At 67.6% G+C, this 12,062-nt stretch carries 13 protein-coding genes; 11 read left to right on the forward strand and 2 right to left on the reverse strand.

The window, feature by feature from the left end:
- Positions 1–51: 51 nt before the first annotated feature.
- The gene (locus MC375_RS14150) at positions 52–1,845 is read right to left on the reverse strand and encodes a DUF885 domain-containing protein (RefSeq protein WP_242104036.1); all 1,794 of its coding nucleotides are present in this window, start codon (positions 1,843–1,845) and stop codon (positions 52–54) included.
- A gap of 192 nt (positions 1,846–2,037) precedes the next feature.
- Positions 2,038–2,376, reverse strand: a complete 339-nt coding sequence (locus MC375_RS14155; RefSeq protein ID WP_242104037.1) for an iron-sulfur cluster assembly accessory protein — start codon at positions 2,374–2,376, stop codon at positions 2,038–2,040.
- Between the two features lie 96 nt (positions 2,377–2,472).
- Here MC375_RS14155 and asnS point away from each other — a divergent pair, with 96 nt between their 5' ends.
- The 11 genes from asnS (at position 2,473) to MC375_RS14210 (ending at position 12,006) form a co-directional block, all read left to right on the forward strand.
- Positions 2,473–3,873: an asparagine--tRNA ligase gene (gene asnS / locus MC375_RS14160; protein WP_242104038.1), complete on the forward strand. Its 1,401-nt coding sequence runs from the start codon at positions 2,473–2,475 to the stop codon at positions 3,871–3,873.
- Positions 3,874–4,179: a hypothetical protein gene (locus MC375_RS14165; RefSeq protein WP_242104039.1), complete on the forward strand. Its 306-nt coding sequence runs from the start codon at positions 3,874–3,876 to the stop codon at positions 4,177–4,179.
- Complete coding sequence (locus MC375_RS14170) at positions 4,176–4,481, forward strand: hypothetical protein (RefSeq protein ID WP_242104040.1); 306 nt, start codon at positions 4,176–4,178, stop codon at positions 4,479–4,481. Before MC375_RS14165 ends, MC375_RS14170 begins: the two co-directional genes overlap by 4 nt.
- A gap of 70 nt (positions 4,482–4,551) precedes the next feature.
- Positions 4,552–5,337: an SDR family oxidoreductase gene (locus MC375_RS14175; protein WP_242104041.1), complete on the forward strand. Its 786-nt coding sequence runs from the start codon at positions 4,552–4,554 to the stop codon at positions 5,335–5,337.
- A 1-nt stretch (position 5,338) separates the two neighbouring features.
- Positions 5,339–6,151, forward strand: coding sequence for an endonuclease VIII (nei, locus tag MC375_RS14180; RefSeq protein ID WP_242104042.1), 813 nt, complete (start codon positions 5,339–5,341; stop codon positions 6,149–6,151).
- Between the two features lie 45 nt (positions 6,152–6,196).
- A complete protein-coding gene (locus MC375_RS14185; RefSeq protein ID WP_242104043.1) occupies positions 6,197–7,621 on the forward strand; it encodes an aldehyde dehydrogenase in 1,425 nt (474 codons plus the stop codon).
- A 120-nt stretch (positions 7,622–7,741) separates the two neighbouring features.
- Complete coding sequence (gene can, locus MC375_RS14190; protein WP_242104044.1) at positions 7,742–8,404, forward strand: carbonate dehydratase; 663 nt, start codon at positions 7,742–7,744, stop codon at positions 8,402–8,404.
- Position 8,405: 1 nt separating this feature from the next.
- On the forward strand, positions 8,406–8,837 hold the full coding sequence (locus MC375_RS14195; protein ID WP_242104045.1) for a RidA family protein: 432 nt from the start codon (positions 8,406–8,408) through the stop codon (positions 8,835–8,837).
- Positions 8,838–8,909: 72 nt separating this feature from the next.
- Entirely contained in the window at positions 8,910–9,455 is a 546-nt protein-coding gene (locus tag MC375_RS14200; protein WP_242104046.1) for a 3-hydroxyanthranilate 3,4-dioxygenase, read from the forward strand.
- 159 nt (positions 9,456–9,614) lie between these two features.
- Positions 9,615–10,970 (forward strand): amidohydrolase family protein, encoded by a 1,356-nt coding sequence (locus tag MC375_RS14205; protein ID WP_242104047.1) that lies wholly within the window; start codon positions 9,615–9,617, stop codon positions 10,968–10,970.
- A gap of 10 nt (positions 10,971–10,980) precedes the next feature.
- Positions 10,981–12,006 carry an amidohydrolase family protein gene (locus MC375_RS14210; RefSeq protein WP_242104048.1) on the forward strand — a complete coding sequence of 342 codons (1,026 nt, stop codon included), beginning with the start codon at positions 10,981–10,983 and terminating at the stop codon, positions 12,004–12,006.
- Positions 12,007–12,062 lie beyond the last annotated feature (56 nt).

The following is a 12,062-nucleotide window of genomic DNA, read 5'->3' on the forward strand; positions in this document are numbered from 1 at the left end:
CAAGGGGTTAGCGGCAAATCGACGCGAGGCGGTCTTGACCCGCCGCCCGGCTCAGCCGCCACTGCTGGGCGATGGATTGGGCGATGGCGGGTCAAGACCCGCCCTACCGGCGATCCAGGCGACGATATGGCGCTCGAGCACCTCCAGCGGCACCGAGCCGGTTTCCAGGACGGCATCGTTGAAGGCCCGCAGGTCGAACTTGGGACCCAGGGCCTGGCTCGCCCGCTCTCTCAGCTCGGAGATCTTGAGCTGTCCGATCTTGTAGGCCAGGGCCTGGCCCGGCCAGTCGATGTAACGGTCGATCTCGTTGACCACGTCCTGGCGGGTCTTGGGCGAGTTTTCGCTGAAGTACTCGATCGCCCGCTCGCGGGTCCAGCCCTTCGCGTGCATCCCCGTGTCCACCACCAGGCGCACTGCCCGCCACATCTCGTAGGCCAGCTGGCCCATGCGGTCGTAGGGGTCGGAATACAGGCCCATGTCGTAGCCAAGCTGCTCGGCGTACAGGCCCCAGCCCTCGCTGTACGCCACGAAGTAGGCGGTCTTGCGGAACATCGGCGCGTCCGGCAGCTCCAGACCGCGCGCGAACTGGAAGTGGTGACCTGGGACCGCCTCATGCAGCGACAGGGCCATCATTTCCCAGGTCGGACGCACCTCGGGCTTGTACAGGTTGACGTAGTAGTAGCCTGCCCGGGTGCCGTCGCTGGCGCCGCCCTGGTAATAGGCGGTCGTGGTATCGGGCGCGATGTTGTCCGGAATCGGGCGTACTCCGTATGGCAGGCGCGGGATCGTGCCGAACACTTTCACCAGCTCGGGATCGATGAGCTTGGAGACGGCGCGGTAGCGCTGCAGCAGCGCCTCGGGGGTCTTCTCGAAGAAGCGCGGATCGCTGCGCAGGAAGGTGAAGAATTCGGCCATCGAGCCCTTGAAGCCGGCCTCGTCCTTGACCTTTTCCATCGCGGTGCGGATCCGGGCGACTTCCTTCAGGCCGATCGCGTGGATCTGCTCGGCGGTCAGGTCGGTGGTGGTGTAGTAGCCGGCCTGGAAGTCGTAATACGCCTTGCCATCGGGCAGGTCGGCCGCGGCGATGGAAGCCCGCGCCCGCGGCAGATATTCGTCGTTGAAGAACGCGCCGAACTGGCGATAGGCCGGCACGACTTTTTCCATGATCAGGCGCCCGGCCTCCGCCTGTAGCGTCTGGCGGACGTTCGCGGGAACGCTGTCAGGGAATTTCAGGAACGGCTTGTAGAACGGGCTCTTCGCCGGATCGTCGACCACCTGCGCGGCGATCTGCGCGGGCACCCGCTGCATCAGCACCTTGGGCGGCATGAGCCCTTCGGCCATGCCCTGCCGGCCGAGGGCCTGCACCTGTTCCAGGCGTGCGGGCACCGCATCCAGCCGTTTGAGCCAGTCGCGGTAGTCGCGTTCATCGGCGAACGGCAGCACTTCGACGATGCCATCGAGCGTCTGCGGGCCGCCTTGGTGGCTGATCGGCTGCAGGTGTTCGCGGAACTTCTGCCGCTCGATCGCACGCTGCAGCTGCCACTCGTAGGTGTCGTAGTTGAGCTGGTCGGCAGAGGAGAGCTTGTTGCGGTCGAAGCCGTGCAGCTGCTCCAGCGCCGCACGGTCGGCGGCTTCGCGTGCCTGGATCGCCTCGGGACTCATGTCGGTCCAGCGATCGTTGAAGCGGCGGTCGCCCTCGGCGCTGGCAGCCTCGGGGCTTTCCTGCAGCCCGCGCTCCCATTCCTGGGCGAAAAACGCGTTCAGGCGCTTGCCTTCATCACCCTGCTGGGCGAAGGCGGACAGGGCAACCAGCCATAGCAGGGCCACCAGAGACAGCTTGTTCATGCACTACTCCCCGAAAACAATCCCGGGTGAGTCTAGTGGGTCGCCGTTGCCACAGTCTGTGCCGGAAGTTAGTCCAGCGCGAGCGATTGCTCTGTAGCGGCGGCCTCGGCTGCGATGCTGTTTGCGTCGCCCAAGGGGTCCAAGAGAAGCATCCGCGGCCAGGGCCGCTCCCACGTGACTGGGCCGATGCGCTTACGCCGCTTCGGCGTTGGTCGTGAAGCTCTCCCCGCAGCCGCATTCGGCCTGGACGTTCGGGTTGCGGAACACGAATTGCTCGTTGAGTCCCTGCTTGAGGAAATCGATCTGGGTTCCGTCGACCAGCGCCAGGCTGTCGGCATCGACCAGCACGACGATCCCGTCCTGCTCGAACCGGGTATCGCCTTCGCGCTGCTCGGTGGCTAGGTCCACGACGTAGCCCCATCCGGAGCAGCCGGTGCGTTTCACGCCGAATCGCAACCCGACTGCGCCGGGTGTTTCGGCGAGATAGCCCTGGATGCGTTCCAGGGCGGCGGGAGCGAGGGTGATGGCCATGCGGCGATTCTACCTTGGCTAAACTGTCTGTCTTATGTCGATTCGATCCGCCGGAATTCAAGCCATGACCCCATCGTTCAGCAGGCGGACCACGCCATGACCGCCATCAGCGTCGCCCAGGCACTAGCCGGCCACGTGCCGGAAGGGGGCGAAGTCACGGTCAAGGGCTGGGTGCGCACCCGGCGCGACTCCAAGGCCGGCCTGAGCTTCGTCAACGTCAGCGACGGCTCGTGCTTCGCCCCGATCCAGGTGGTCGCGCCGAGCGCGCTGGCGAACTACGAGGAGGAAGTGAAGAAGCTCACCGCCGGATGCGCGGTGGTGGCTACGGGCACGCTGGTCAGGTCGCAGGGCCAGGGACAGGCGTTCGAGATCCAGGCCGATCGCGTCGAGGTCGTGGGCTGGGTGGACGATCCGGAGACCTATCCGATCCAGCCCAAGGCCCATTCTCTGGAATTCCTGCGTGAGGTCGCGCACCTGCGCCCGCGCACCAATCTGTTCGGCGCGGTGACGCGCATCCGCGACTGCCTGGCCAAGGCCGTGCACCGCTACTTCCACGAACACGGCTATTACTGGATCAACACGCCGATCGTGACCACCTCCGACGCGGAAGGCGCCGGCCAGATGTTCCGGGTCTCGACCCTGGACCTGGCCAACCTGCCGCGCGACGACCGCGGCGAGGTCGATTTCGGCCGCGACTTCTTCGGCCGGGAAACCTTCCTCACCGTGTCCGGCCAGCTCAACGTCGAGGGTTACTGCCTGGCCTTGAGCAAGGTCTACACCTTCGGGCCGACCTTCCGCGCCGAAAACAGCAACACCACCCGCCACCTGGCCGAGTTCTGGATGGTGGAGCCGGAAATCGCCTTCGCCGACCTGGCCGAGGACGCGCGCGTGGCCGAGGATTTCCTCAAATACCTGTTCCGCGCAGTGCTGCACGAGCGCAGCGACGACATGGCCTTCATCGCCGAGCGCGTGCAGAAGGACGCGATCGCTCGCCTGGAGGCCTTCGTCAACGCGCCGTTCGAACGCATCGATTACACCGAGGCGGTGGCGTTGCTGCAGAAGTCGGGGCAGACGTTCGATTTCCCCGTGGAATGGGGCCTGGACCTGCAGACCGAACACGAGCGCTGGCTGACCGAGACCCATGTCGGCCGCCCGGTGGTTGTGACCAACTACCCCGAGCACATCAAGGCGTTCTACATGCGTCTGAACGACGACGGCAAAACCGTCGCCGCGATGGACGTGCTGGCGCCGGGCATTGGCGAGATCATCGGCGGTTCGCAACGCGAGGAACGGCTGGACGTGCTCGACGCGCGCATGGCCCAGTTCGGACTCGATCCGGCGCATTACGGCTGGTACCGCGACTTCCGCCGCTACGGCAGCGTGCCGCACGCCGGCTTCGGCCTGGGTTTCGAACGCCTGGTGGTGTACGTGTGCGGCCTGTCCAACATCCGCGACGCGATTCCGTATCCGCGCGCGCCGGGCCATGCGGAGTTCTGAGTGATCCTGTTCCTCGCCCTGCTGTTCTTCGCCATCGCCATCGCCGGCGCGTGCGCGTTCGTGATCTTCTGGCCGCTGGCGCTGGTACACATCCGCGACCGGCATCCGCAGGTGAAGGCGCGGCTGGGCAACGGCGCCTTCCTCAGGCCGTCGGCGCTGTGGTGGCTGTTGGCGGGCGATTATCGCGAGGTGCGCGACCACGCATTCACCGGCCTGGCCACGCCGGCGCGGATTTCGCTGGCCACGATCCTGCTGGGCGTGCTGGCCGGCGGCGTGCTTTACCTGTGGGGGATGGCGGCGCCATGACCGAAGCCGACACCCAGTGGTGGCTGGCTTCGCTCGGGCGCACGATCGTCTGGGCGCGCCTGCGCGTGCGGGAGGCAGGCACCGCGGAGGTATTCGACAGCGACGGCAATACCCTGGCCTACGACAGCGAAGACAGCGCACGCGCGGCCTTGATGGACGCGGAGTTCGTGGCCCTGGACGGACTGGACGAAGCGGACGCGCTCGAGCGCGGGTTCTCGCTGCGGGAAATCGCGCCGCCGCACGCCGACAACGACGACATGCTGCGCGCGCGCATGGTCCAGTCGCTGGGCACGCGCGCCTGAGGCTGGAGACGCGCGGCGCCTGCGGGCCCACCGCCGATACAATGCGGGCACCTGGTCATCGAGCATCCGCATGGATCTGAACCTGCACGGCCGGCATGCCCTGGTGTGCGGCGCCTCGGAAGGCATCGGCCTGGCGGCCGCGCAGGAACTGGCGCTGCTGGGCGCCGATGTCACTGTGCTGGCACGGCGCGAGGACGCGCTGCGCGACGTGGTCGCCGCCCTGCCCGGCGCCGACCGCCAGCGGCACGGCCTGATCGCCGCCGATGTCGCGCACACCTTCGAGCTCAGCCAGGCGGTCTCTGCGCTCGCTGCGAATCGACCGGTCCATATCCTGGTCAACAATACCGGCGGCCCGCCTGGCGGACCGGCGCATAGCGCCGAGATCGCGGCCTTCCTGGATGCGTTCAACAAGCACCTCATCGCCAACCACGCATTGGTGCAGGCGGTACTGCCCGGAATGCGCGCCGCGGCCTGGGGCCGGATCGTTAATGTCGTTTCGACCTCGGTACGTGAGCCAATCGCCAACCTCGGCGTGTCCAATACCGTGCGCGGCGCGGTCGCCAGCTGGGCCAAGACGCTCTCCCGCGAACTCGGGCCCGAGGGCATCACGGTCAACAACGTGCTGCCCGGCTACACCGAAACCGGACGCGTCGAACAGATCGTGCGCGAGCGCATGGCCAAGGAAGGCAGGTCCGAAGAGGACGTCCGCAAGGCGATGCGCGCCGGCGTGCCGGCCGGGCGCTTCGCGCAGCCGTCCGAGATCGGCGCGGTGATCGCCTTCCTGTGCGCGCCCGCCGCCGGCTACGTCAACGGCGTCTCGCTGGCCGTCGACGGCGGGCGCATGGCCTCGATCTGAGGTGCCGGAGGGGCCGGAAATCCGGCGCGCCGCCGACCGGCTCGCCGCCGCGGCACTGGGCCGGGAGCTGGTGCGCGTGTGGCTCGCCTTCCCGGCACTGAAGCGATTCGAACGACGTCTGCTCGGGAGCCGGATCGAAGCCATCACCCCGCACGGCAAGGCCCTGCTCACCCGCTTCGACAACGGGCTGACCCTGTACAGCCACAACCAGCTGTACGGCGTATGGCGGATCGAGGCGCCGGGCGATGCCGCGCATGCCAGCCGTTCGCTGCGGGTCGAGTTGGAGACGGCAGATGTCGCACTGCGCCTGTACTCGGCCTCCGATGTGGCAATCCTCCGCGATGACGAAATTCAAACCCATGCCTTTTTGAGCAGGCTGGGACCGGATCTATTGGACCCCGCGCTCGATGCCAGCCACATCGTCGACCGACTCCGCCAACCGCGCTTCCGCAATCGCAGCCTCGGTTCATTGCTGCTCGACCAGGCCTTCCTTGCGGGGATGGGCAACTACCTGCGCAGCGAGGTGCTGTTCCACGCACGCCTGCGGCCGCAACGGCATCCAGGCGAGCTCGATGCAGCGCAGTTGCGCCGACTGGCGAAAGCGCTGCTCGACGTGCCGCGACGCAGCTATCGTAGCCGCGGCATCGAGGCAGCTGCGGGCATGAAAAGCGACTACCTCACCGACACTCCGGACGGCTTCCGCTTTGCGGTGTTCGACCGCGAGGGCCTGCCATGCCCCACCTGCGCCGCGTCGATCCTGCGCCTGGAAACCGGTTCCCGGCGCCTGTACCTGTGCCCTGCCTGTCAGCGATAAAGCCGCGCGCGACGGCCGGGCTGCGCGGGCCGGTAAGCTAGCGCCATGGACCGCCTGCCCCACTGGATCAACGGCGCTGCCACGCAGCCGCACAGCGGCCGCTGGCTGGACGTTGCCGATCCGGCCGTGGGCGCGACGTTCGCACAGGTCGCCAGCGGCGATGCGGCCGATGTCGATGCGGCGGTGACCGCGGCCGAAGCTGCGTTTCCGGCCTGGTCGTCGCTGCCCAGTACGGAACGCGCGCGTTGGCTGGAGAAGCTCGCTGACGCGCTCGAGGCGCGTACCGAAACCTTCGCCCGCGCCGAGGCGCGCGATGGCGGCAAGCCGGTCAGGCTTGCGCGCGACATCGAAATCCCGCGTGCGGTGGCCAACCTGCGCTTTTTCGCGCATGCGGCGACCCAGTTCGCCAGCGAGTCGCACCACGGCCAGGCCGGGCTCAACTACACCCTGCGCCAGCCCTTGGGCGTCGTCGGCACGATCTCGCCCTGGAACCTCCCGCTGTACCTGTTCACCTGGAAGATCGCGCCCGCGCTCGCGGCCGGTAATACGGTGGTCGCCAAACCGTCCGAAGTCACGCCGCACACCGCCACGATGCTGGGCGAACTCGCGGCGGAGATCGGCTTTCCCCGCGGCGTGCTCAATATCGTTCACGGACCCGGCGCCGACGCCGGCGAGGCGATCGTGGCGCATCCGCGGATCAAGGCGGTGTCCTTCACCGGCAGCACCGTAGTGGGACGGCGCATCGCCGGCATCGCCGGCCCGATGCTTAAGAAGGTGTCGCTGGAACTCGGCGGCAAGAACCCCACCCTGGTGTTCGCCGACAGCGACTGGCGCGCCCAGCTCGACACGATCGTGCGCTCGGCGTTCCAGAATTCCGGGCAGATCTGCCTGTGCGGATCGCGCATCCTGGTCGAGCGCGCGATTTACGGGGAATTCCGCGATGCGCTGGTGAAACGGGCGATCGTGTTGCGCGAAGGCGACCCGCTCGACGAGGCGACCGAACTCGGTCCGCTGGTCTCGCAGGCGCATTTCGACAAGGTGGTGGCCGCGATCGCGCGCGCGCGCGCGGAAGGCGGCACGATCCTGTGCGGCGGCGACGCCCTGCCCCGCCCTGGCTGGTTCGTCGCGCCGACCGTGATCGAGGGCCTCGGCCCGGAGTGCGCGACCAACCGCGAGGAGATCTTCGGCCCGGTGGTCACCCTGCAGCCGTTCGACAGCGATGAGGAAGCGCTGCGCCTGGCGAATGCGGGCGACTACGGACTGTCCGCATCGCTCTGGACACGGGACCTGCAGCGCGCGCACGGGCTCGCCGCACGCCTGCAGGCCGGGATCGTGTGGATCAACAGCTGGCTCATGCGCGACCTGCGCACCCCGTTCGGCGGCATGGGGCAGTCGGGGATGGGACGCGAAGGCGGCATGGAGGCGATGCGCTTCTTCACCGAAGCGAAGAATGTCGGCATCGCGCTGTGATGGGATGTAGTGGGAGCGGCTTTGGCCGCGAATGCCTTTGCGCGCGTCCAAACAGTACTGAAGGAAAAGCAATCGCGGCCAAGGCCGCTTCCACAGGATGAGGTCTGGAATAATGCCCGCATGAGCCGTCTCGACGATCTGCTGCGCAACAACCGTGCCTGGGCCGCCCGCATCCAGGCGGAGGACCCGGGCTTCTTCGAACGGCTCTCGCGCCAGCAGTCGCCGAAGTACCTGTGGATCGGATGCTCGGATTCCCGGGTTCCGGCGAACCAGATCGTGGACATGGCCCCGGGCGAGGTTTTCGTCCATCGCAACATCGCCAATGTCGTGGTGCATACCGACCTCAATTGCCTGTCGGTGATCCAGTACGCGGTCGACGTGCTCAAGGTCGAGCATATCCTGGTCGTCGGGCATTACGGGTGCGCCGGCGTGGCGGCGGCCCTGCACGGCCTGCGCCTGGGATTGGCGGACAACTGGATCCGGCACGTGGCCGACGTGGGCCACAAGCACGAGGCGCTGCTCGCGGGAGTCGAAGGCGAGCACCTGCGCCACGACCGCCTGTGCGAGCTCAACGCCCTGGAGCAAGTAGTGAACGTGTGCCAGACCACGATGGTCCAGGACGCGTGGGCGCGCGGGCAGCCGTTGTCGGTGCACGGATGGGTCTACACCCTGCGCGACGGCCGCGTGCACGACCTGGGGCTGGACATCGACGGTGCGCCGGCGCTCGAAGCCCAGTATGCGGCCGCGCTCGAACGCATCGGCAGCGACCGGGAGGATCGCTGAGATGGGTGAAGCGATCCACGCCGGTGCGGCGCCAAAAGCCGTCGGCATCTATCCGCATGCGCGTCGCGTGGGCGGCCTGCTGTTCCTCTCGGGAATCGGGCCGCGCGACCCGCAGACCAATGCCATCGCCGGCAACGAATACTTCGCCGACGGGCGGGTGCGCAAGTACGACATCGAAGCCCAGGCGCGCGCGGTATTCGCCAACGTCCGCACCGTGCTCGAGGCCGCGGGGGCGCGCTGGGAGGACCTGGTCGACGTGACCGTGTACCTCACCGACATGACCCGCGACTTCAAGGCGTACAACGCGGTCTGGGCCGAGTTCTTCCCGGACGCGGCGACCGCGCCCTGCCGCACCACGCTGGGCATCACCGCGCTGCCGACGCCGATCGCGATCGAGCTCAAGTGTGTGGCGGTCATTCCGGTGGAGACGTAGGCACCACCGCGTCCTGGCGAAATCGCTCTGCGCGCCCGGGAACGCCCGCGGACGCCTGCAAGGAGAAAAGACATGCTGCCCAATCCCATCAACTTCCAGCAGTGGATCGAAGACCACCGCCATCTGCTCAAGCCGCCGGTCGGGAACAAGTGCATCTACGACGGCGAGTTCATCGTGATGGTGGTCGGCGGACCCAACCAGCGCACTGACTACCACTGGGACGAAGGCGCGGAGTGGTTCTACCAGCTCGAGGGCGAGATGACGCTGCGGATCCAGGAGCCCATGCCTGATGGAAGCAGCAAGCTCCGCGACATCCCGATCCGGGCCGGCGAAACCTTCCTGCTGCCGCCGCGCGTGCCGCACTCGCCCCAGCGCGGTCCCGATTCGATCGGTCTGGTGATCGAGCGCCGCCGCCTGCCCCATGAGGACGACGGACTGCTCTGGTTCTGCGACAACTGCAACGCGCAGGTCTACGCGGAGTACTTCCACCTGCACGACATCGAGAAGGATTTCCCACCGGTGTTCGACCGGTTCTACTCCTCCAGGGAACACCGCACCTGCAAGGCCTGCGGGCACCTCAACCCGGCGCCATCCCGGTATGTGATGCCCGATACCTGATCTTCATCCCGCGACTTGCGCTGAAACCTGCACCCGGGCAACGGCCGTTGCCGGGAGCCGGATAAACTCGCAGGCCTGCACCAACGGGAACGATCGCATGGCGCAGTCCAATGCGGTGCCTGCCAGGCATTGCGAATCGGCAACAACGCGAGATATGGCATGACATCCTCGGTAGTCCGGACTGCGCTGCTGATCCTGCTGGCCGTCGCCTTCCCCGCCTCGGCCCAGGCGCCGAAACCCCCGGAACCTTCGCCCGCGATCGTCATCCACGCCGGGCATGTGCTCGCCAATCCGGGTGAGCCGGCGGTGGGAGCGCATACCGTCGTGGTCCGCGACGGCAGGATCGTCTCGGTCGAAGCCGGATTCAGGCCTGCGGGTACTTACGGCTCCGGAGCCCGCCTGGTGGATCTCTCCGACAAGTACCTGCTGCCGGGTCTCATCGATCTGCACATGCACCTGGCGATCATCATGGATTCGGATGCGGCCACCAACGCCTCCGAGGCGCGACTGGCACTGGCGGCGGCCGGCTATGCGCGACGCCTGCTCGATGCCGGCGTCACCACGGTCCGCGACGTGGGCGACAACAGCGGTGTGACCCTCGCCTTGCGCGATGCGATCGCACGCGGGGACGTGGCCGGGCCGCGCATCGTGGCCGCAGGCCGGATCATCTCGCGCACCGGCGGCCACGGCGCGAAAGCGCCGGTCGCCGGCGATATTCCTTATCGCCCCGCGGGGTGCGACGGCGTGGAATCGTGCCGGCGCGCGGTACGCGAGAACATCGAACGCGGCTCGGACTGGATCAAGGTGACGGTGTCCGGATCGGGCCGCGAAGCAGGAGGCCGCGCCGACGCGGCCCCCATCCTGTTCGAGGACGAAATGCAGGCGGTCGCCGCCGCGGCGCAGCAGGCCGGACGCCCGGTGGCCGCGCATGCGCACAGCACCGCGGCGATCAAGCTGGCTCTGACGCAGGGCGTACGCACCATCGAGCACGGCACCTACTTCGACGACGAGTCGGCCCGGCTGTTTCGCGAACAGGACGCCTACCTCGTGCCGACCGCCTTCATCGCCCGCTTCGTGCGTTCGAAGCTCGACATGTTCGCCGGCGGCAGCGACGGCAAGTCGGGCGAGGAGCTCCGCGCCTGGGCCGATGCGGGGATCGCCGGACCCGGACGTGCATGGCGCGCGGGCATCCCGCTGGGCCTGGGAACCGACGGCGGCCCCAGTTTCGAACCGACCGCGACCGCCGATGAGATCGGCCTGTACGTCGCCAGCGGCGTGCCTGCGGCCGAGGCGATCCGGGCAGCCACCCGCAACGGCGCGGCGGTGCTCGGCATGCAGGATTCGCTCGGTCGCATCCTGCCCGGCTATCTGGCCGATCTGATCGCCGTGGACCGCGATCCGGCGACAGACGTCGCGACCCTGCACGAGGTGGGTTTCGTGATGAAGGACGGCGTGATCCATCGCGCGCCAGGCGCGGCCGATGGCGGAACCGCTCCCACACGCACGGACCAGTAAACTCTGGCCCATGCTCAAGATCGACACCCATGCCCATCACCTGCCGCGGGACTGGCCCGATCTGGCGACGAAATACGGCGATGCGCGATTCCCGGTGATCCACCATGGCGACGACGGTCGCCACCGGATCTACAAGGACGGCAAGTTCTTCCGCGAGATCTGGCCCAAGACCTGGGACCCGAAGATCCGCATCGACGACTACGCCCGCTTCGGCGTGCAGGTTCAGGTGATCAGCACGGTCCCGGTGATGTTCAGTTACTGGGCCAAGCCGCACCATGCGCTGGAGCTTCACCAGTCGCTCAACGAGCACATGGCCGAGACCTGTCGCGCCTACCCCAGGCACTACGCGGGGATCGGCACCGTGCCGCTGCAGTCGCCACGCCTGGCGGTCCAGGAACTCGAACGCTGCATGGACCAGCTCGGCCTGCAAGGCGTACAGATCGGTTCGCATGTCGCTACCGAGGCCTCCGGGCACTGGAACCTGGATGCACCGGAGCTGTTCGAATTCTTCCAGGCGGCGAGCGAGTTGGGTGCGGCGATCCTGGTGCACCCCTGGGACATGATGGGCAGCGACACCATGCCCAAGTACTGGCTGCCGTGGCTGGTGGGCATGCCCGCCGAACAGTCGCGCGCGGCCTGCAGCCTGATCTTCGGCGGCGTGCTGGAGCGCCTGCCCGACCTGCGTGTCTGCCTCGCCCATGGCGGCGGCAGCTTCCCCTACACCATCGGCCGCATCGAACACGGATTCAACATGCGTCCCGATCTGGTGGCCACCGACAACTTCCGCAATCCGCGCGAATACCTGTCCAGGCTGTATTTCGATTCATGGGTCGCCGATCCGCGCGCGCTGCGCTATCTGATCGAGAGCTGCGGCGTATCGCAGGTGATGCTGGGCACCGATTACCCGTTCCCGCTGGGCGAGCAGGAGCCCGGCGCGGGCATCGCAAAGCTTGAGCTGGGCGAGGCGGAGCAGGCCCGGCTGTACCACGGCACGGCGCTGGAATGGCTGGGTTTGCCGAAATCGCGTTTCGTGTAGAGCGCCGCTTCGGCGCGACGGCCCCGGCCAACCCGCCCGCCGCCGGCGGGGGCGCC

Source organism: Lysobacter sp. M2-1, assembly GCF_022662495.1.
Taxonomy (GTDB): domain Bacteria; phylum Pseudomonadota; class Gammaproteobacteria; order Xanthomonadales; family Xanthomonadaceae; genus JAKPBU01.